Annotated in this window: 22 protein-coding genes and 1 tRNA gene; 5 read left to right on the top strand and 18 right to left on the bottom strand. The window is 46.7% G+C overall.

The window, feature by feature from the left end:
• The 4 genes from PHQ97_10825 to PHQ97_10810 all read right to left on the bottom strand — a co-directional run.
• A partial coding sequence (locus PHQ97_10825) for an electron transfer flavoprotein subunit beta (GenBank protein MDD4393225.1) occupies positions 1-366 on the bottom strand: 366 nt, incomplete at its 3' end.
• Positions 367-626: 260 nt separating this feature from the next.
• Entirely contained in the window at positions 627-1655 is a 1029-nt protein-coding gene (locus tag PHQ97_10820; GenBank protein ID MDD4393224.1) for an FAD:protein FMN transferase, read from the bottom strand.
• Positions 1656-1700: 45 nt separating this feature from the next.
• Entirely contained in the window at positions 1701-2060 is a 360-nt protein-coding gene (locus tag PHQ97_10815; protein ID MDD4393223.1) for a hypothetical protein, read from the bottom strand.
• On the bottom strand, positions 2060-2323 hold the full coding sequence (locus PHQ97_10810; protein MDD4393222.1) for a hypothetical protein: 264 nt from the start codon (positions 2321-2323) through the stop codon (positions 2060-2062). Before PHQ97_10810 ends, PHQ97_10815 begins: the two co-directional genes overlap by 1 nt.
• A gap of 678 nt (positions 2324-3001) precedes the next feature.
• On the opposite strand from PHQ97_10810, the gene PHQ97_10805 reads away from it, so the two are divergent.
• The 5 genes from PHQ97_10805 to PHQ97_10785 all read left to right on the top strand — a co-directional run bounded on the left by PHQ97_10805 (position 3002) and on the right by PHQ97_10785 (position 7923).
• Positions 3002-5179: a chemotaxis protein CheA gene (locus PHQ97_10805; GenBank protein ID MDD4393221.1), complete on the top strand. Its 2178-nt coding sequence runs from the start codon at positions 3002-3004 to the stop codon at positions 5177-5179.
• Between the two features lie 124 nt (positions 5180-5303).
• Positions 5304-5792 (top strand): chemotaxis protein CheD, encoded by a 489-nt coding sequence (locus tag PHQ97_10800; GenBank protein MDD4393220.1) that lies wholly within the window; start codon positions 5304-5306, stop codon positions 5790-5792.
• 156 nt (positions 5793-5948) lie between these two features.
• Positions 5949-6374, top strand: coding sequence for a response regulator (locus PHQ97_10795; protein MDD4393219.1), 426 nt, complete (start codon positions 5949-5951; stop codon positions 6372-6374).
• Positions 6331-6858, top strand: a complete 528-nt coding sequence (locus PHQ97_10790) for a chemotaxis protein CheX (protein ID MDD4393218.1) — start codon at positions 6331-6333, stop codon at positions 6856-6858. The genes PHQ97_10795 and PHQ97_10790 overlap by 44 nt, the downstream gene beginning before the upstream one ends.
• 27 nt (positions 6859-6885) lie before the next feature.
• Positions 6886-7923 carry a chemotaxis response regulator protein-glutamate methylesterase gene (locus PHQ97_10785; GenBank protein ID MDD4393217.1) on the top strand — a complete coding sequence of 346 codons (1038 nt, stop codon included), beginning with the start codon at positions 6886-6888 and terminating at the stop codon, positions 7921-7923.
• A gap of 78 nt (positions 7924-8001) precedes the next feature.
• Here the strand turns inward: PHQ97_10785 and PHQ97_10780 are convergent, their stop codons facing one another.
• From PHQ97_10780 to PHQ97_10715, 14 genes are all read right to left on the bottom strand, one after another.
• Positions 8002-8826: an MBL fold metallo-hydrolase gene (locus PHQ97_10780; protein MDD4393216.1), complete on the bottom strand. Its 825-nt coding sequence runs from the start codon at positions 8824-8826 to the stop codon at positions 8002-8004.
• A gap of 15 nt (positions 8827-8841) precedes the next feature.
• A complete protein-coding gene (gene dut, locus PHQ97_10775) occupies positions 8842-9300 on the bottom strand; it encodes a dUTP diphosphatase (protein ID MDD4393215.1) in 459 nt (152 codons plus the stop codon).
• Between the two features lie 8 nt (positions 9301-9308).
• Positions 9309-10577 carry a pitrilysin family protein gene (locus PHQ97_10770; GenBank protein ID MDD4393214.1) on the bottom strand — a complete coding sequence of 423 codons (1269 nt, stop codon included), beginning with the start codon at positions 10575-10577 and terminating at the stop codon, positions 9309-9311.
• Positions 10558-12660 (bottom strand): polyribonucleotide nucleotidyltransferase, encoded by a 2103-nt coding sequence (gene pnp / locus PHQ97_10765; GenBank protein ID MDD4393213.1) that lies wholly within the window; start codon positions 12658-12660, stop codon positions 10558-10560. Before pnp ends, PHQ97_10770 begins: the two co-directional genes overlap by 20 nt.
• Before the next feature lie 246 nt (positions 12661-12906).
• Positions 12907-13176 carry a 30S ribosomal protein S15 gene (rpsO, locus tag PHQ97_10760; protein ID MDD4393212.1) on the bottom strand — a complete coding sequence of 90 codons (270 nt, stop codon included), beginning with the start codon at positions 13174-13176 and terminating at the stop codon, positions 12907-12909.
• Positions 13177-13426: 250 nt separating this feature from the next.
• Positions 13427-14365, bottom strand: coding sequence for a tRNA pseudouridine(55) synthase TruB (gene truB / locus PHQ97_10755; GenBank protein MDD4393211.1), 939 nt, complete (start codon positions 14363-14365; stop codon positions 13427-13429).
• Positions 14362-15333: a bifunctional oligoribonuclease/PAP phosphatase NrnA gene (locus PHQ97_10750; GenBank protein ID MDD4393210.1), complete on the bottom strand. Its 972-nt coding sequence runs from the start codon at positions 15331-15333 to the stop codon at positions 14362-14364. The genes truB and PHQ97_10750 overlap by 4 nt, the downstream gene beginning before the upstream one ends.
• On the bottom strand, positions 15299-15676 hold the full coding sequence (rbfA, locus tag PHQ97_10745; GenBank protein MDD4393209.1) for a 30S ribosome-binding factor RbfA: 378 nt from the start codon (positions 15674-15676) through the stop codon (positions 15299-15301). Before rbfA ends, PHQ97_10750 begins: the two co-directional genes overlap by 35 nt.
• Positions 15673-15960: a DUF503 domain-containing protein gene (locus PHQ97_10740; GenBank protein MDD4393208.1), complete on the bottom strand. Its 288-nt coding sequence runs from the start codon at positions 15958-15960 to the stop codon at positions 15673-15675. The genes rbfA and PHQ97_10740 overlap by 4 nt, the downstream gene beginning before the upstream one ends.
• 115 nt (positions 15961-16075) lie before the next feature.
• Entirely contained in the window at positions 16076-18817 is a 2742-nt protein-coding gene (gene infB / locus PHQ97_10735; protein MDD4393207.1) for a translation initiation factor IF-2, read from the bottom strand.
• 91 nt (positions 18818-18908) lie between these two features.
• Entirely contained in the window at positions 18909-20243 is a 1335-nt protein-coding gene (nusA, locus tag PHQ97_10730; protein ID MDD4393206.1) for a transcription termination factor NusA, read from the bottom strand.
• On the bottom strand, positions 20243-20779 hold the full coding sequence (locus PHQ97_10725) for a ribosome maturation factor RimP (GenBank protein ID MDD4393205.1): 537 nt from the start codon (positions 20777-20779) through the stop codon (positions 20243-20245). Before PHQ97_10725 ends, nusA begins: the two co-directional genes overlap by 1 nt.
• Before the next feature lie 191 nt (positions 20780-20970).
• A tRNA-Gly gene (locus PHQ97_10720) sits at positions 20971-21046 on the bottom strand.
• Positions 21047-21497: 451 nt separating this feature from the next.
• Positions 21498-21830 carry a MerR family transcriptional regulator gene (locus PHQ97_10715; GenBank protein MDD4393204.1) on the bottom strand — a complete coding sequence of 111 codons (333 nt, stop codon included), beginning with the start codon at positions 21828-21830 and terminating at the stop codon, positions 21498-21500.
• Positions 21831-21833 lie beyond the last annotated feature (3 nt).

The raw sequence follows: 21833 nt of genomic DNA, 5'->3' as shown, positions 1-21833 counted from the left end.
ATCCACAGCGCGCTGCCCCGCAATCACCAGATCGAACTCAATCGATGACAGCACCGTTGAAAGTATTCTGGCAACCCCTGATCCATCACAGTTTTCAGCGGCCGGATCACTGATCAAAATTCCTTTATCCGCCCCCATCGCAAGTGCAGTGCGAATCGCCTCGGATGCTTTTCCGGTACCCACGGAGACGATGGTCACCGCTCCCCCGTGTGCGTCCCTGATTCGCAAGGCCTCTTCCACAGCGAATTCATCATACGGATTGATGACCCATTTGACATTGTCCGTCTGAACCGATACACCATCATCGGAAATTCCTATGTAAGATTCCGTAGACGGCACCTGTTTGAGTAATACTGCAATATTCACTGCCACCCCCTCCTTTCCTTGATACCGTTTTTGATTGCCAAAAAATTCTTACTTCTATGTAGTCATCAAATCGACCTTTTTTATTATAACTATTTAAAAAAATTAAGTTTTATTTGGAATAATCAGAAAAACTACAGGAATCGGCCGGTGTTGTCAATATATTTAGTGCCCGGCCGGAGCCGGCGCATCGTAAAACGAGTTGCGTATTTCTGCAGGGAAGGGTCAGAAAAGACGTTGACTGATGCTGGACGAAAGCCGCGTTACAAGGAGAGCAGATAATGCCTGAACCCATTTGAGACGTGATCCGTCAGGAGGCCTTCTGCTTCGCGAACGACAATCAGGCATTCCACACCGGTCAAGGCATTGACCAGATCCAGTCCTTTTTCGACACCCATTACCATGACCGCCGTTGCAAGACCGTCTGCAAACGCACATGAATCCGAAAGGACCGACACGCTCACGACGGTATCGGCTACCGGGGATCCGGTCCGGGGATCGATAATGTGAGAATATGTTATCCCGTTTTTTTCAAAATAGTTGCGGTAATCCCCACTGGTTGCCAGGGCTTTGTTTTCAAGCCCCAGCGCTTCATACACCTGATTCAGCGGCGAATTTTTCCCCGGCGTATTGACGCCGACTTTCCAGCGGGTGCCATCCAGTTTCCGGCCCGATGCCTTGACTTCCCCCCCGATTTCAACCAGACAGTTTTCTATCCCCTGACTTTTGATGACCGCTTCAACCTCATCCACGGCAAAGCCTTTAGCGATTGAAGACAGATTAAGCCTTACGGCTGGATTTTTTTTACTCAGCAGATTTTCCCCGTCCATTTCAATAAGATCAAAACCGACATCGGCCTTCAGTGCAAAAATCTTTTCTTTTTCCGGAATCCCGCCCTGTCGGCCTGCATCCCCGAACCCCCAGAGATTGATCAAAGGGCCCACGGTGCCATCCCATGCGCCGTCTGTCAGGCGGAAAAGCTCTCGGGCCATGATCATCACACCGTAAAAGTCATCCGATACACGGACCGGTTTCCCGGCCTGATTCAATGCATTGAACCGACTGATTTCGCTGTCTTGAATAAAAACGGACATGCTGTTATTGATCTGCTTCAGCCGCTGATCGATTTTATTCTGCAGACGGGACGTATGGGTCAGATAGCCGGCAACGACTTTGATATGGTAGGTAGTCCCCATGGTCCGGCCCGTCAGAAGGATCTCTTTCTGGAAACCGCAACCGGCGATACACCCCGCGGCAAAACAAATAAAAATCAACAATCTGTATCGTCTCATTCCCTGTCCACCCTGCTGGAATTCGGAGCTAACCTTCGCCATGATTCAGCATATCCCCGGAAGCTGACTGCCGATCCGCATATCGACGATTCGCCTTCCACCGATACGGGTTTCAATAACCACTGTGTCCGGTTCTTCCGAAACCACCTCACCGATAATTTCCGCCCGGGTCGGATCCCTGAGCACATGAACGCCTGGTTTACATACCGACAAAAGCCTGCCAGCCATATGGTTCAAGGCGGCCGTATCACTTACGATACCGGCCTCCAGGGCCAGGGATTGTCTCTGTGTCAAAATGGCCATTCCATGATCCGCCATGGTTCCGATGAGAATAATCTTATCGCAGGCCCCTGCGTTATGAATGCCGGCATCCGCGTAATCCGGCTCCACACATGGCGATATCATTAAAGGACAAACCCGTCAACGCAAACCGTCTCATCGAGCATCAGCGATTCGAGGACTGGCATCATCCGTTTGTGAATCGACAATACCGTATAATTCCGAAAGCCCTGCCCCGGAGCCCTCATCATGTCTCCGAACGTGGCCACGATCACCCCCGGCGTTCGCGCCAGCTTTATACAGCGGTCGATATCTTTTCGAACGGTCACGCATACCGGGCACCCCGGACCGGAAAACAGCGTAATCCAAGGCGGCAGCATGCTTCGGATGTCGTTTCTGGGGCTTGATCATAACTGCGGCCATATTTTGCTGTGCGTAGCCTCGGAGTCCCGCCCGTTGCCGGCGTACGAGATGGCGCGATCCGGGGAAAAGATGTCGGGGCCATGAAGCGTTAAGAAGCGCAAACGGTTTGAGGCTTGCCGAGTTTTTGCGCTTTAGCTTCATGGGCCCGGCATCCCCCGGATCGTACTGGAGAAGCCGGCAACGGGCGGGACGGACCCCGTGACCTTGTGGCCGCAGTTATGATCAAGCCCCGTTTCTGAAAATCGATAAAAAATTAGCTGTTTAGGGGACAATGGCTGTGCTGATGACTGGTCCGGATACAGATTCGACCGGCGTGCTGACATGCGATTTCAATCATATAGCGTTTCAGTCGACAATTAATCTGAACCACAATATGTAGTATTGTAAAGAAGTTAAACACATGGCCCGGATCATTTATTTATTTCGCACGTTACGCCAGAAAAGAAGATATAAATTGTCTTATCAGACTGTCTAAGCAGCTCTCTGAACTTTTTCGGTTTTAATGGTTATCAGAAAAAATCCGTATTGGTATTGACGAGAAGAAGCAACCAGGGGGCAAAAGTCAAACGGCGCGATATGCTTGCAAGCTATGCGGATAGCCGCTGAGTCTTTACGGATAAAAAAGGGGGGGCAGGTTTCATCGTATGGAAAATATATTGGATCAGATCAATGAGTGTTTGGAAAAAATCGCTTTAAGAGTTGTTACTCTTGAAGAAAGTGATATCCCTGCAATGGGCCAGTTACTGAACTATCTATCTGATCTGGAAATGGCAGCCAAAGAAACGGATAATCCTGTTTTCTTACAGCTAACCACAGGTCTCAAGTCTTATCTTGAAAAGATTATTCTATATGAGGCACAGGATCTGGCACCGTTTGAACAAGGCATTACGGTGCTGCAGGACATGTACCGGTTTTTGAGTTGTGAAAAGCCCTATGTCTCCGATATCAGCCAGCTGCTGAAAGCCCTGGGTATAAGTGATACGGATATTGAGACTTCAGGGGCAGACGATGAAGCGAACCCGACTGGAAATGCTCCGGGACTTGTCGTGAATCAGGAAGACGTTCAGATTTTAAGCGATTTTGTGGTCGAATCACTGGAAAATCTTGAGACGATTGAGATAAACCTGATTGATTTGGAACAAAATCCCGGTAACAAGGAAACAATTAACGCAATTTTCAGACCTTTTCATACGGTAAAAGGGGTATCCGGATTCTTAAACCTAAAGGATATTAACAGATTGTCTCATGCAACAGAGAATTTACTTGATGGAGCCAGACAGGGTGAATTCCAAATTAAGGATGAGGTGATTGATATCATACTTGAATCTGTTGATACCCTGAAAAAAATGATCCGTGGCGTTGAATCAAGTCTGAGCGAAGGCGCAACGGTCATAGAATCGGGCATGGACATCGGTCTGTTAATCGAAAAGATTAAACAGATTGGTCAAAATGCAAGGCAGGAGAATTTGCCCCTGGGCGAAATTCTCTTAAGAAAAGGAACATTGAAATCTGAAGATCTTGAAAGAAGTCTTCAGAAACAGAAAGACATACCGGGTAAGAGATTGGGAGAAATCCTGATCAGTGAGAAAATCACCGAATCAAAAGCGGTGATTTCCGCGTTGCGGGATCAGAAGAAGGGTCACCGCCTCCTTGATCTGCAGGTAAAGGTTGATACAAAAAAGCTGGATAATCTCGTGGACCTGACCGGGGAACTGGTGATTGCGCAGGCAATGCTGAAACAAAATGCTCAGGATTTCTCAGCCAGACTGGGCCAGCGGTGTGATCAAAATTTCAACCATCTGGCCCAGATAGTCTCAAGCCTCCAAAAAATTGCCATGTCCATGAGAATGGTACCCATCAAAAGTATGTTTCAAAAAATGTTCCGGGTAGTAAGAGATCTGGCCAGAAATTCCGGTAAGGAAGTCGATCTCGAAATGTACGGAGAGGATACCGAAATAGATAGAAATGTGGTGGATGAACTCTATGAGCCAATGGTTCATATGATCCGGAACTCGGTGGATCATGGAATCGAAAGCCCCGAAGAGCGTGTCCGGATCGGAAAAAACAGAAAGGGCAAAGTCGTTCTACGGGCATACCATAAGGGTGGAAACATCATTATTGAAATCGAAGATGACGGAAAAGGGTTGAATAAAAACGGGATACTTGAAAAAGCGATTTCAAAAAATCTGATCGACCGGGATGCTCAATTGACCGAATCTGAAATTTTCGATTTAATCCTGCAGCCGGGATTTTCAACTGCGCAACAAGTCACCGAAATTTCAGGCCGGGGGGTTGGCATGGATGTCGTCAAAAGAAGTATCGAGAAACTTCACGGCCGTTTGGATATTCAATCGGAATACGGCAGGGGGACCAATTTCGTCATCAGACTTCCACTGACACTGGCAATTATCGAAGGGATGCTCGTTCGTGTAGGTAAAGAACGTTACGTCATTCCAACAATGACCATTATCGAGTCCATCAAACCCAAAAAAGAGGATTATTATACCGTAAAAGGGCAGGGGGAAATGATTATGGCCAGAGGAAAACTGCTTCCGTTGATACGGTTAAACCGGATTTGCGGTGTTCAGGCGGATTCAGATAACCCGTGGGATGGCCTCGTAGTGGTGATTGAAAATAAAAACGATCAACGATGTCTGCTTCTGGACGAGTTGCTGGGGCAGGAGGAAATCGTGATAAAAAGTCTGGGAGAATCGTTGAAAAAGGTTAAAGGACTGGCGGGAGGCGCCATCCTCGGTGATGGTCGGGTTGGCTTAATCCTTGATATGGCAGGCTTGTTTGAAATTTCGGAAAACATGAAGTGAAACTGTCTGTTGAAAAACACGGCTGATGGGGATACCTCTTTTTGTTAGCATATGACGCAGGGGTTCGTTTATGATAGTGTGCACTGCAGAGCAGTTTCAGGGAGAAAAAGAAAGGATCGGGTGCTTGAATGTCGTCATCGGCGTAGCGGATATGAAGGTGAGCAATAAACCCGAAGAGACGCTGATCACATATTCTCTGGGATCATGTGTGGGGGTGGTGGTTTACGATCCGGTTGTCAGGGTGGGAGGAATACTTCACTTCATGCTCCCTGAATCTTCGCTTGACGAGGGAAAAGCCCGGAGCCGGCCCTTTATGTTTGCCGATACCGGGATTCCGGGATTATTTTTAGAAGCATATAAATATGGTGCCGTCAAACAGCGAATGAAAATTATTGTAGCCGGAGGTGCGCGGATTCTCGATACAAAGGGTTTTTTTAATATCGGAAAAAAAAATTATATCGCCTTAAGAAAGATATTCTGGCGGAATAACGTTATCATTGATTATGAGGATATCGGGGGCTGCATCAATCGTACCATGAAAATGGATATCAATTCAGGGGATGTGAGTATCCTGTCCGGAAGAGACAGTATCAAAACAATATCATACCGCTGATACCGCCCGCTGATTTGAAAATGGCATATATCGTTCAGCAACGGACAGAATTTCATCCAACCGTCTGAAGCTGAAAAGGTGTTCGATGTGAATATACGATCGCTAAAATTATATACAATACATATCTGACCAGAAGGCCATGTCAGGGAATCATAAATGATGAACATGTTGATTGTAGATGATTCGTCCCCGATGAGATCGGTGATTATAAAGACAATTAAATTGTCGGGTTTTGGTGACTCCAAGTTTTTCGAAGCCCCTGATGGTCTCACGGCTCTGAACATCCTGCGGGAAAACCGGGATATTGATATCGTGATTACAGATTATAACATGCCCGGCATGAACGGACTTGAATTATTAAAAGAGATAAAAATCGATTCGATGCTCAAATCGATTCCGGTCCTGTTTGTTACATCGGAAGGCAGCCATGCGCGTATCAGCAGCTTTATGCAGTCCGGGGCGGCCGATTATCTGAAAAAACCATTTACGCCGGAAACTGCCAAAAAAAAGCTGAATCACATATTCGGAAAGAGGCCCTATGATTCAATCGTTGAAAGCGGCACTGAAAGCCTCGATTTCTGAGGTACTTGAAACGATGTTTTTTCTTCCGGTTGACATGTGTGAGGATTTCCGGCCGGAAGAGGTGCCGCAGGATATTCAGGAAGACGTTTGCGGCTGCCGTGTCAATTTCACCGGTAATGTGTCAGGTGCATTCCTGTCGGTCATACCCGAAACCCTCCTTCGGACGCTGGTGAAAAACTTCCTCGGTACGGATTCAGACGCTATCTCGAAGGACCAGCGGACAGGTACAATCAGTGAAATTACCAACATGATTGCCGGCAATACGTTGAGTCGATGGGATAGACATGCCGTATACAATTTACATCTGCCCCGGATCGTCACCTGTGATGCCGGGATATGGGACATGGCTTCTGAAGATATCCCTTACCAAGGCTGTTATGTACGCTCATGTGAGGGGAATATGGTTGTGCATATGACAATCGGTCCCCCTTCAGAGGAACCGGCCGGACAAGGTTCATTGAAGCGTGATATCGATCCCGCATAAAATCAAATGAATTGGCAAATATCTGAAATGGCACAAAATATAAGAGTGTTGATAGTTGATGATTCAGCGGTTGTACGGAAAGTTTTTTCCGAAGAATTGTCCAGGGAAAAGGGGATCGAAATTGTTGGAACCGCCCCGGATCCTTACGTGGCAAGAGATAAAATTGTTCGATTAAAACCCGATGTCATCACATTGGACATTGAAATGCCAAGGATGGATGGCCTCACATTCCTCAAAAAACTCATGAAATATTATCCGCTTCCTGTGATCATCGTCAGCTCACTGACCCAGCAGGGCAGCAAACTGGCACTGGAGGCACTGTCAATAGGGGCCGTTGACGTGATATCCAAACCCAATACATCCTATTCGGTCGGAGATATGAGTATTCAGCTGGCCGATAAAATCCGGGCAGTCGCCAGAGTGAAAGTGCAGATCAAGAGAACAGATGTGGATACCGATAAGCCGGTCAAGTTGTCCAGGGCGCTGGTCGAGACCACGAACAAACTTTTTGCAATTGGTGCGTCAACCGGGGGTACCGAGGCACTGAAAACCGTATTAATGAAAATGCCGTCAAACTCCCCCGGCATTCTGGTGGTACAGCATATGCCCCAGAACTTCACCGCCTCGTTTGCGGAACGATTAAATTCTCTTTGCGAGGTAAGGGTCAAAGAGGCAGCGGATGGAGACTCCATATCCAATGGAAACGTCCTGATTGCACCCGGAAATTATCATATGCTGCTGCGTCGAAACGGCTCTCGATACTATGTTCAGGTCAAGCAGGGACCTCTGGTGCATCACCAGAGACCATCGGTTGATGTGTTGTTTCAATCGGTAGCTGAATATGCGGGCGCAAACGCTCTGGGGATTATTTTGACAGGGATGGGCGCGGATGGAGCTGACGGATTACTGAAAATGAGAGAAAACGGCGCATTCACCATAGCTCAGGATGAAAAAAGTTGTGTCGTGTTTGGCATGCCAAAAGAGGCGATCAAACGTGGTGCCGTGGAAAAAGTGGTGCCGCTTCAGGATATTACTCAGACAGCATTAAATATGATTGGCCAATAAAACAATCCTGATCTGGAGGAGGCTGAGCACACAGTCTGAGGGGGTTGTCCCGGCCAGCCATCGAAAAAGACACGGCTGTCAGGAGTGCAGGTGGATCAAACGGCCACAGACAGCCTGGGTCGAAACCATTAAGTTTGCCGATGAACTGGCCAGCGATTGACCGGCTTCACGCAACGCCTTTTCAGGGGTGTTATTTTGTTCGCTCAAATGAGCCAGTATCACATATTGAAGATCCGGGTGCTTGATTTCCTTTAGCAGGCGACCGGCATCCTCATTGGAAAGATGCCCGCTTCTGCTCCTTATTCGCTGTTTCAGGTGCCAGGGATAAGGCCCATTGGCCAGCATGTCTGAATCATGGTTTGCTTCAAGAATTAATACCTGGCATCCTTTCAGATGCTCTTTCACCATCGTTGTCACTATTCCAAGATCCGTCGCAATTCCAATCTTAAAATTATTTTTTTGAATTGTAAATCCCATAGGATCTTCGGCATCATGGGATACATAAAACGGATGTATGGTGAATGAATTGATGCATTGAGCGCAGCCGCATTGAAGGGGGATTACCTGACCGAGCGCCCCTATCCGAGAAGATGCTGACAGCTGAGCTTTTGAACTCATATATACCGGCAGGTTATAACGCCTTGCAAGAACGCCAACACTTCGAATATGGTCTTCATGTTCATGGGAGACGATGATTGCGTTGAGTTGATCGGGGGACAGGTTTCGTGAATTGAGGCGCCGTTCAATTTCTATGCCCGAAAGCCCGGCGTCAAACAGCAGTGACGTATGCCCATCGGATACATAAATGCTGTTTCCCTTACTTCCGCTGGCCAGCACACATACTGTCAGATCCGGGTCATCAGATGATGATGAAAATGTATCGGTACAACCTTCGGGTGTCATCTCCGATCCATCATCTTATATGCCGGTATGACCGAATCCGCCGGTATTGCGTTCTGTTTCATCGAGGACCTCCACCGGATGGAGTTTAACCTGATAAACTTTTTGTATCACCATCTGGGCGATTCTGTTGCCGTGGTGAATGACAAATTCAGTTTTACCGAAATTAATCAACGGGATCATGATCTCCCCGCGGTAATCCGCATCGATGGTGCCGGGTGAATTGATGATACCAATCCCGTATCTGACAGCCAATCCGCTTCTAGGCCGAATCTGAGCTTCAAATCCGACCGGCAGGGCCACGGCCAATCCGCTCGGAACCAGACGGATATCTCCCGGGTTGAGCACCAAATCCGTTTCGACAGCCGCATAGATATCCATACCCGCCGATTGAGGCGTCATATAACGGGGCAATGGAATATCCGAAGTCACTTCGGGCCGTAACCGGACAAATTTCAAAACTGGAGATGTGTCCATTCTGACAATTACACCTGAGCCAATAAGTCGTTAAATGAATCGTTACCGTGTACCGGGCCCAGCATGGTCAAGGCTTGGCAGCCGGGGCTGAACAACGAGTCTGCCAACTCCAAGATATCATCTTGCGTCACGGATTCAATTTGTTCAATAACGGTCTCCAACGGAATATAATCGCCGAAATTGACTTCATTCTGTGCCAGGCGGAACATCTGGCTTTCCGGGCTTTCTGATGCCATATACAGGCCGGTTTTAATGTATTCACCGGCATCCTTCAGCTCCGATGCCGTGATCCGGTTTAATTTAAAACTGCGCATCCCTTTGACAATAAGTTCGATAGTCTCTAACAGATGCTTTGGATGAACCGCCACATAAGCGCCGAACATTCCCGTATCCTCGTAAGAAGAAATAAATGAATAAACGTAGTAGGCAAGGCCCCTTTTCTCACGAATTTCCTGAAATAATTTCGAACTCATGTTGCCACCCAGCAATGTATTGAGCAGGGAAAACGCAAAACGGCGCGGATCTGTCAACGACAATCCGTTTGTGCCTATGCAGGCATGAACCTGTTCGAGCGGTCTTTCGTACACATTGACCCTGTAATTCATGGGTGGAGGCGTACGATCAAATTTAAAGGTTCCGGCCGGAATAGAATTGAAATACGGTTCGATCAAATCAATAAAACGGCCATGATCGATATTGCCGGCGGCGGATATGACAATTCGCTCAGCCTGATAATGGTGATTAAAAAAATTCCGGATATCCGTTGTCGTTAAGCCGGTGATTTTTTCAGTGGTACCTAAAATGGATTGACCCAGAGGACTGTTTCCCCAGAAGTCTTTTTCCAGAAGAAAATGAATGTAATCATCCGGGAGTTCTTCCAGCATACTGATTTCCTGAAGAATGACCGGGATTTCCTTTTCCAGTTCCGAATTGTCAAATACGGAGTTTAAAAAAATATCGGAAAGAATATCGACCATGGTGCGCAGGTGTGTATCCATGACTCTGGCATGATAACACGTGTGCTCCATAGTCGTAAATGCGTTGGTCTGCCCGCCAATGGCATCGAATTCTTTTGCAATTTGAAATGCACTTCGATGAGTTGTCCCTTTAAAGATCATATGCTCTATTAAATGGGACAACCCGTTTTCTGAAAGGGTTTCATCGCGTGCGCCGACATTGACCCAGACCCCCATTGTGACCGAACGAATTGAAGGCATATGGCATGACAGCACACGGATTCCGTTATCAAGGCAGGTTTTATTTATCAGCATTGCCATGTTCGTCTTCCAGAACGGCTTTGCGACTTAATCGAATTTTGCCGTCCCGGGATATCTCAAGCACTTTTACTTTAATGCTGTCCCCTTCCTTGACGACATCGGTTACGTTCTGTACCCGACGGGTGTCAAGTTGTGAAATATGGACCAGTCCGTCCGTACCGGGCAAAATTTGAACAAATGCCCCGAAGTCCATAATCTTCACGACAGTTCCTTCATAAATCACGCCGACCTCCGGTTCAACGACAATTCCGCGGATCAGCTTCAGAGCCGCTTCTGCGTCCTCTGTGGAAAAAGCGGCTATTTTGACCAGCCCGCTGTCATCGATTTCAATGCGGGTATTGGTCTCAGCCTGCATGGCACGTATAATTTTTCCACCCGGGCCGATGATGTCACGAATTTTGTTGGGATTGATTTCTATTGTGACGATTTTTGGAGCGTATGGAGAAATATCAACTCTGGGCTGACTGATGGCTTCCATCATTTTACCCAGAATATGAAGCCGGCCGACCCTGGCCTGCTCAAGCGCTTTTTCAAGGATATCCCTGGACAGTTCATGAATCTTGATATCCATCTGCAGTGCCGTAATGCCCTCACTGGTTCCGGCGACCTTAAAATCCATATCCCCGGTATGATCCTCATCGCCAAGGATGTCGGATAAAATGACAACCTTATCATCTTCCTGTACCAGGCCCATGGCAATGCCGGCAACCGGTGCTTTAATCGGAACGCCTCCATCCATCAGGGCCATGATACAGCTGCAAATGGTCCCCATCGATGAAGATCCGTTGGACTCGAGAACCTCGGAAACGAGGCGAATCGTGTAATCAAAATCACCTTTGGGCGGCAACACTTTCTCTATGGCTCTGGTAGACAGTCCGCCATGCCCGATATCTCTTCGGCTGGGGCCAAACATCCGTCGGGTTTCACCCACTGAAAACGGCGGAAAATTATAATGGAGCATGAAAGGACGGGATTCTTCTCCCAGTAATGTTTCCACCCGCTGTTCATCCAGACCGGAGCCGAGGGTCAGAACCCCGAGCACCTGCGTTTCACCGCGTGTAAACAGGGCGCTGCCATGGGGCCTGGGTAAAATGCCCGTTTTGCAGGTAATCGGACGTATCTGATCAAAGCTGCGGTTGTCGATTCGTCGGCCTTCTTCAGTGATCAACTTTCTGCAGATGGTTTTCTGAAGGTCATTTAATATGGCATGGACCTCCGGCTTTCGATCTTCATAATCCTCTCCCAGCTCATCAAGCACCTGTGCCCTGAAGTTTCGCATGGCATCATTTCTTGGAACCTTTTCCGGGATGATAAGACATTCTCTCATTCGGGAGCCGACCAGGGTATGTATTTTGTCGATCAGGGCCTGATCTTGTTCAAGTTGCGTAAAAGCGCGTTTGGGTTTTCCGATAAGCTCTTTTAATTTTAATTGCAGATCGATCAGCGGTTGTATGGCTTTATGGCCGAAAAAGATAGCTTCGAGGATATCGGCTTCCGAGATGATATTGCCGCCGCCTTCAACCATGACCACACCGCTTCTTGAACCGGCGACAACGATATTGATGTCGGCTTTTTCCAGATCATTGAGTTCCGGATTAATGACCAGCTCACCGTCAATCCGCGCAACACGAACGCTTGCAATGGGACCCTCAAACGGGATGTCCGAGATTTCAAGCGCGGCAGATGCCCCGATCATTGCCAGAATATCCGGATCATTTTCCTGATCCATGGAAAGCACGGTCGCGATGACCTGAATTTCACTTCGATAGCCCTTGGGGAACAAAGGACGTATCGGCCGGTCAATCAGCCGGCAGGTCAGAATTTCCTTTTCGCTGGGCCTGCCAATTTCACGCCTGAAATAATTCCCCGGAATGCGGCCAGCGGCATATATTTTTTCCTGATACTCTACGGATAGAGGCAGAAAATCAACCCCGGGGCGTTCTTCGTAGGACGAAACGACGGTAACCAGCACAATGGTTTCGCCGTATTGTACAACTACCGAGCCTGAGGCCTGTTTTGCGACATCGCCCGTTTGAATCGTCAGTGATTTGCCACCGACTTCAGCGGCTAACGTAATTCCCATAATTCTCTCCTAGTCAAAATACATGACTTAGTTTTTACGTAACAGAGTTTCCTGTTCAGCGATCCGGGTATTGAGCAGTCACTACTAAAGGCCTGTTTCATCCGTTAAACACACAATAACCGGTTGCTGATATACTAAGCAGTATGAATTAAAATCATACGGCTGAAAACGGATATTATCAGCCGTAGCTATAAGTGCCTGATCTGTGTGTTTTATGATACGGCGTTGTATGACAGTATGAATAAATTATCTTCTTAATCCTAGATCATCGATTATGTTTCGATATCGTTTAACATCTTTGTTCTTTACATAATTCAACAGTCGCCGTCTTCTTCCAACCATCATCAGTAAGCCTCTCCTGGAATGATGGTCTTTTTTGTGAATCTTTAAATGCTCAGTCAGATATGTTATCCGATGGGTTAACAGAGCAATTTGAACCTCCGGAGAGCCTGTGTCGCCATCATGAAGTTTATACTGTCCGATTAACTGCTGTTTATTTTCTACTGTTAGAACCACTTTTTTGAGCCTCCTATTTTTCAATCTTAAGTTTATCAATAGGTTAAAAGACCTGATGGAACCATAAACCTATCTTTTTCATGCCACCGTGTCAGCGCCGTACAGATCAATAAGATCAATTGATCCAAGCCCTTTCAAACGGTCGTTTATTCCGGTCTGTCACAGAAACGGACCGCGGGATATCTTTATTATCTGTCGGGTGCCTTATTTTTTCTGTTCAACACCTGAATTCGTACTCTGCTGGTAATATTTATAATACATCATGTTGCGTCCTGAATACACAACAATAATGATAAATACAACTATTTCTATCATATCTTAAAACGGCTAATAAATTTTTTTCTCTATCGACAACCTTCAGATGATTGGCGGCATGTGCGTCCATAGAAAATTCTATATCATTTTGTTTTAAGATAACGCCGTGCTGTATCTGATCCGCCAAACCGTTATAAGCGATGTATTCCGGCATATCCGGTAGTGCATCGGTCATGCGGATCAGTTTTTGTTCAAGAGAGTCAGAATCAAAAAGTTGCTGCAATTCGGCAAGAGAGACCGCTTCCCGGATCGTCAATCCGGAACTTGATATTCTGCGAAGCTGTTTCAGGTGCCCCCCACAGCCCAGTGCGTTGCCAATGTCCGCACTCAAAGTTCTGATATAGGTCCCTGCAGAGCAGGTAACTTCAAAACTGATTGTGGGCAGCTGAATATCCACTATGTTCATCGAGCTGATCGTCACTCGACGCGGCGCTTTTTGAAACGGCTTTCCACTTCTGGCCAGCTTGTAGAGGGGGATTCCCATATGCTTCAAGGCCGAGAAAATCGGTGGTTGTTGAAAAAGGCTGCCTGTAAATGCGTTAAACACCGATTCAATCTCCGAATCGGAGTATTCACCCACATCCTGTGTTGACGTAACCGTTCCGGTGCAATCCTGAGTATCGGTTTCCACTCCAAGTTGAAGAATCGCCTGATACGTTTTGCAGCCGTTAAGAAAAAAACCGGCCAGTCGGGTGGCATCATTAATGCAGCAAATCAACAGGCCGGTGGCAAAAGGATCGAGCGTGCCGGTGTGTCCGACTTTTTTCGCGTTCAGCAGTTTTTTGACCCTGGACACTACCCTTGCCGAAGACATATCCGCTGGCTTGTCGATAACAATTAAACCGTTTAATTTATCTGGTGTCAATGGTTTCAAAACGTGTCAGACAATTTAAAAATCAGTTGTTTCAATGTCGGCAAATCTGAATCGATTTCAAATCCGGCGGCATTGAAATGGCCACCTCCACCGAAAGAAGCGGCGATCGAAGCAACGTCCACGGATCCGGTTGACCGTAAACTGATATAAAAATGCTTCTGTTTGCCGTCTGTCGCATCAGTCACGTTTTCCTGAATCAGTGAAGCCATTTTTACATCCTGTATACGCAGGGCATAATTAATCAGGCCATCCAGATCTTCGATATGCGTAGAAGTTTTCTCAAGCATAGCACTCGTTACGGTCATTAACGAAATGTTCCCGTCTTTTGAGATTTCAATCGTATCCAACGCCAGATTCAGCAGGCGGATACGTTCCAGAGAATACATGCCAAAGACATGTTTGGCAACCGTGTATGGATCAACCCCGAAATCAAGCATCTTGCAGCTTATCTCGAAAGCCGATCGGTTGGTATTCTGAAACCTGAATGAACCGGTGTCGGTCAGAATACCCGTATAGATGGCGGTTGCAATGCTTCGATTCATTGGGATATCCATTGTCTGTATCAGACGATAGATAATTTCTGCTGTAGAGCTTGCACCCGGATCAATCAGTTGAACATCCCCGAAACCGCGGTTTGTAAGATGATGATCAATATCAATGACAACCGGTACACGGCCGATGATCCGCGCGGCCTTTCCTATTCGATCCAAATCCCCGCAATCTACCACCACGGCGGTATCATACAGACGGATATCGGTTAACTCATTGGTAATTCGTTCCACGGATGGGAGGAACCGGTATACGGCTGGAATAGGGTCTTCATTATACCAGGTGCATTTTTTATCCAACGCGTCCAAGCAAAGGCCGATGGCGATTAAGGATCCAATCGCGTCTCCGTCAGGATGCGTATGGGTCGCCAATAAAACCTGACGGCTATTTTTCAGAATTTGTTGGATTTGATTCATCATCACGTTGAACTGATTTTAATAAGCGATCTATATGTGATCCGTAATCAAACGATTGATCATAAAAAAATTTAAGCTCTGGCATATATCTTAAATTCAATTGACTGGCAAGGCTGCGTTTAATAAATCCCAGCGCGTGTTGAAAGGCTTGTTCAGCAGCTTCTCTTTTTTCGTCGCCTCCGGACGTGACAAAGTAAATTTTTGCTGTCCGAAGATCACGGGACATTTTTACAGCGCTGATTGTTGTCAGATCAAGGCGCGGGTCCTGAATGCCTTTTCTCAGGATATCCGACAACACCTGTTGTATTAAAACGCCGACTCTGTCAGATCGCGAAAAAGTGGTCATAGATGAATAATTTCCATTTCGGTATGTATGATTTCGGCAAGCCCCAGAGCTTCTGCCGAGTTAAACAGTTTGTCAATTTTTGAATTGATTACTGCCGGGTCGTTACCTACCAGAGCAAAGCCAATCTCCACCCGCTGATACATATCGTTGGCGCCCACTTCGGCCATTGAAACATTGAAGCGGTTTCGAATACGGTCAATAATCGATTTGACAACCCTGCGCTTGTCTTTAAGCGAATGGGATTCATGAATTCTGAATATAATTATTCCACATCCCGCAATCATATTGATGTATATCTCATGCTTTCAGAAATAACCCCATATGCATGCTATCTCATTTGAACCTCTATAAGGATATGGCCACCCGGACGATTTTTACAAATCCGCCCCCCCGGTTGTTTTAAACCAGTTCGGGTTTGATTTCCTCCATATAATAGCATTCGATGACATCGTCCAGTTTAATGTCGTTATAATTTTCGAGACTGATCCCACATTCATAACCGCTGTGAGCTTCTTTGACATCATCTTTAAAACGGCGAAGGGATGAAATTTTTCCATTATAGCGTACGATGCCATCCCGGATAAGCCGGGCCAGCTGACCCCGTTCAATTTTACCATCCGTGACATAGCATCCGGCAATCGCACCGACTTTGGGCACATGAAATACTTCCCGGACTTCGGCTCTTCCAAGAACCTGCTCCTTGAAGGTCGACGCCATCAGGCCTACAATGGCATCCTTGATTTCCTGTATGGCATTGTAGATGATGTCGTAATAACGGATATCCACATTTTCTTCATCCGCAAGCGACTGAACCTTGGGGGTAGGACGCACATTAAACCCGACGATGATGGAATCGGATACGGCCGCAAGCGACACATCCGATTCTGTAATGGTCCCCGTAGCGGAATGGACAATATGAATATTGACTTCTTCATTCGACAGTTTTATCAGAGAATCTCTCAGCGCCTCGATTGAACCGCTAACGTCCCCTTTAATAATCAGGTTCAGGTCCTTAATCTCGCCTTTTTGCATCTGTTCGTACAATTTTTCCAGGCTCAGACGGCTGGTTTTCGCTAACTCCTGCGCCCGCTGTTTCTGGGTCCGGTAAGCACTGACCTGCTTGGCATCTTTTTCGTCGGCAAGAACGGTGAATTCATCCCCGGCCTGCGGCACACCGGAAAGGCCGATAATTTCAACGGGAATGGACGGCCCTGCAGATGTTGTCTGGACGCCCCTGTCGTTGTGCATTGCCCGGACTTTACCATAACAGACCCCGCAGACTACCGAATCTCCGACATGAAGGGTTCCCTCCTGAACCAGGACGGTTGCCACGGGACCCCGACCGGAATCCAGCTTGGCTTCAATAACATGACCCTTAGCCAGCTTGTCCGGATTGGCTTTCAGTTCCAGCAATTCGGCCTGAAGCAGTATCATTTCAAGCAGCTCATCAATCCCCTGATTCTTTTTGGCGGATACTTTTACAAAAATAGTATCCCCCCCCCAGCTTTCCGGGATCAGACCTATTTCGGAAAGTTCCCGCTGGACACGATCCAGATCGGCATTGGCCTTATCAATTTTATTGATGGCGACAATGATCGGTACCCCGCATGCTTTCGAATGATTGATTGCCTCGATGGTTTGAGGCATTACCCCGTCATCGGCAGCGACAACCAGCACGACAAGGTCAGTGACCATGGCGCCCCTGGCCCTCATGGCCGTAAATGCCTCATGGCCGGGTGTATCGAGGAAGACGATTTGGCCTTTTCCCGTTGATACGTAATAGGCACCGATATGCTGAGTGATTCCCCCGGCCTCATATTCGGTTATTTTCGTTTTACGGATGACGTCAAGAAGTGAGGTCTTGCCATGATCAACATGCCCCATAATGGTTACAACAGGAGGCCTTTCGATCAGCGTGGATGGATCATCGCGTTCTGCCCGCATGACGGTCTCTTCTTCAAATGAGGCTTTTTCGACTTCGTAATTAAATTCTGTTGCTACCAGAGTGGCCGTTTCAAAATCAATGGTCTGGTTAACGGTCGCCATGACGCCTAACCCCATAAGCTTTTTAATCATTTCAGCGGCTTTGATCCCCATTCGTTTGGCCAGTTCTGAAAGAATAATGGTATCGTCAATTTTTACCCGACGCTTAATCGCTTTGGGAATGGTGATGTGAGGCTTTTCAGTCTGCGCTGCCGCTTTTGCTACAGCACCTTTGCGCCCCTTCCTGGGCAATTGTTTGGCGGAATAAAGCGCTGCCCCTTCAACGATTTCTTTTCGTCGAAAGCTAATTTTCTTTTTGAAAAATTTACGGTCGTCGACGGGTTCTTCCGGTTTTCTCTTCCACTTCTTTTTAGGTTTTTCTTCTTCCGCCTCTATTTGTGGAACAGATTTTTTGAGTGAAGGCTTGGGTTTAGAAATTTCAGGTTCAAGTTCGCGTTTGGGGATGACTTTTCCAGTCGGTTTAATCCGCTCCTTTGGTTCCTCCGCTTTGGTTTTCAAGGCTTCCTTTGGCTGAACTACACCCAGCCTGATAATTTTTGCCGGCTCATGTTTTCTTGATTTTCTGGGCTTCGGGACAACAGCTGCTTTCCGTGGGGGGGTAACCGGTTCAAGTGCGGGTTCGGATACAGGTTCAGGTTTCTCCGCTTTGCGTTCTTCCGGCGTTTCTTCTGCCGCTTTAAATTCTTCTGCCGCTTCGGAAGACTTTATTTCAGTCACTTCAGGAAAAGCTGTAGCGGCGATTGCTTCGGGATCCGCGACGATGGCTGTCGACTCAGGCGCTTCAATTGCTTCAGTTGATTCAGTTGCTTCAGGCACCTGTACCTCTTCTGAAACGGCTTCGGGGATAACCGTTTTTTCTTCGTCCCTGTTTTCAGACGGCTGCCGGGCTTCACTCAGAACCGGTTCGGGCTTGATTTCTATGCGCCGCCTTCGAATTACTGTGGACTTGACCCGCTTGTCTTCTACGGAATCCTTGCCGGACCCGTGAAGGCCGGCTTTAATCTTGCCGATTGTTTCTTTATCCAGAGAGCTCATGTGGCTCCTTACGCGGATTCCCATCTCGCTTAACTTATCAAGGAGATCCTTATTCTGCATATTAAGATCCCTGGCAAGCTCATAAACTCTGATCTTTGCCATCAATCCCCCTTCACTTAAGTTTTATTCAAAAGTTTGTTAATCTCTTGATAAGCACCTGATGGTGCTTTCATCGGATTAATCAAAATTGGTTTCAGCTGTCTTCATGAATTTTTGTGTCCGGTAATATGATTCCGCTTTCCGATGTATCCCCTGAATCGGTTTTTCGTGGTTCAGTATCCGTCTGCTGTTCCAGCTCACGATGTTGTCTGGCTGATTCAATGATACGGTTCGCATCTACTTCGGTAATTCCCGGGATTTGAGTTAAATCCTCCAGATTGCATTGAGCCAGTTCTTCGGCAGAATAAAATCCTTTTTCATACAGTGCATCTGCCAGACTGATGGTAATGCCTGGAAGGGACACCAACGATTCATAGCCTGCTTTTAATGTTTTACTGTATTTCGATTCGCTCTTGACATCAAGTCGCCATCCGGTCAGTTTGCTGGCCAGCCGAACATTCTGCCCTTTTTTCCCAATGGCTACGGAAAGTGACTCATCAGGAACGATCACTTCCATTGAATGGTTGTCCTCGTCGATAACGACTCTTGATATGTCAGCCGGAGCAAGGGCATTGCAGACAAACTTTGCCATATCCGGATGCCACGTCACGATGTCGATTTTTTCACCTCTGAGTTCCTGTACTACGTTTTGCACCCGGCTGCCTTTCATTCCGACGCATGCGCCTACCGGATCGATATCCGAATCGCTCGATGCCACAGCTATTTTTGATCTGCTGCCGGGCTCCCGTGCGGCTCCCATGATTTTGACGACCCCTTCGCTGATCTCCGGGACCTCCGTTTTAAACAAATTGCTTAAAAAATTCGGATGAGTTCGAGAAAGAATGATTTGAGGGCCACGTGTATCAGACAAAACGTTGAGTATGTATGCTCTGATTCGATCACCACGCCGGTAGGTTTCCTTGGGGACCTGTTCCCGGGAAGGAAGTATGGCCTCCGTTTGTCCCAGGTTCACGATCGTATCGTTATGGTCAAATCGTTGTACAATACCATTGATGATTTCACCTTTACGTTCGATAAAACTTGAGTAAACAGCGCTTCGTTCGGCATCCCGCATTTTTTGAATTATAACCTGCTTAGCCGATTGGGCAGCTATCCTTCCAAATGTGGATGTGTCCATTTTTGTGCCCAGGCTGTCCCCGATTTCACATTCCGGATCCAGAGTATAGGCTTCCTCGAGACTGATTTGAATATCGGGTTCGGCAACTTCTTCCACAACCTCCTTAAATTGAAAAACTTCTATTTCGCCGGTTTCTTCATTGTATTTTACCTCGATATCAATTTTATTGCCAAATCGTTTTTTGGCAGCTGACTTTAAAGCCTCTTCGAGTGCCTTAACTAAAATTTCCCGATCGATCCCCTTATCCCGGCTGACCTGATCAATAACGCGTTTGATATCTGTTATAAACATCAGCTTTCTCCGTTATAATTCTCCAGTCGTGCTCTGGCTATATCACCATAAGGAATATTGATTGTTTTATCATTTGCCAACAGCATTACCGTTTCACCTGAAAGCCCCATCAAAATACCCTTGAAATTTTTCTGCCCGTCAATAGGGCGGGAAGTTCTGATTCTTGCAGACTGCCCCTTAAATTTTTGAAAATCACTGAGCCTGCCTACCGGTCGATTCGATCCAGGTGATGATACTTCGAGAAGGAATGCTTCCCTGGTTTCCAGATGGACATCCAAAAGATCGTTCATCTGATGCGAAATATTCACACAATTATCCAGTGTAATTCCCCCGGCTTTGTCAAGGTAAATCCGCAGAATGTTCCCCCTTGATTCATACTGGTATTCAACATGGACCAGTTCCAGGCCTTCAGCCATGCACAAAGGCTCCAGCAGGCCGGTGACCTGATCGACAAGCTGGTCGTTATTTTCCGGGTTGTTCACCGGTTTTACGGCAGATGGCCGTTTACTGCCCCTTTGTTTTTTTTTTGCGTTCACTGTGCTTAATCACCCCTAAAATACAAAAAAACGGGCTATTGCCCGTTCTCTTTAATCTATGCGGATAGATGCTCTGTGGATTGAAATGCTACTTCAACTTACATATGACACCATTAAAATAGAAGACATTCGGACCCCACACACATAGATAAAAGCGCTACCGAATCAATTATTCAGAAAAGGCAAATGAATGGAGCGGGCAACGAGATTCGAACTCGCGACACCAAGCTTGGGAAGCTTGTACTCTACCAACTGAGCTATGCCCGCTCTTGATCATTTTAGAAAAATATGACAAAAAACTGCTTTTGTCAATATTTTAAACCGTTATGAACCCGTAAAAAATATTAAACGTAAAAAATGGATACGGTACAGGTCATATCCATTTTTCTACAACAGATCATATCTATCTAAAATCAATCCATTAATTGTTCTGACATAAGAAATCAGGGGGGCTGACATGGACACTCCGGATGTTTTTATTCTGGTCTCAACATAAAACTTTCCCAGATGGTTGCAAAAAGATCTGAACAAGCCATCTAAGATGAGAAAGATATAGTCAGCAATGATCAAGCCTATGAAACATCATTCCGGTTTGAATTTACAAAAATTTTTGTTCAATCCGATCGACAGTCTGAAACGCATCATCGACTGGAACCATGACGAAAAACTCATGCGCGCCCTTATCCGGGAATTAGAACTCATTTACCGTATATGGGCGCTAATCAAGCAAATCCCGAATGTCCTTCAATTCCATAAGAATATCATCGACGATATCAGGGGATGAATGCCGTGAAGAGCGCAAATATCGCTTGGCGCCTTGAATGGTATATTTTTTATCGTAAAGCAAATGCTTTATCTGAAGGATACGTTCTACATCACCTTTTCGGTACAGACGTTGACCGGTAGGGGTACGCTTAGGTGAAATGGTTGAAAATTCCATTTCCCAGAATCGCAATACATAGGCCGGAATCCCTGACAGCTTGCTGACCTCACCGATTCGAAAATAAAGTTTGTCCGGTAAAGTGGATTGGGATATCACTTCTTTGCCCATATG

This window comes from Desulfobacterales bacterium (genome assembly GCA_028704555.1).
In the GTDB taxonomy this organism is placed as follows: Bacteria; Desulfobacterota; Desulfobacteria; order Desulfobacterales; family JAQWFD01; genus JAQWFD01.
Note: the sequence above shows the minus strand (reverse complement) of the source record. Positions and strands in the feature narration are given on the sequence as shown.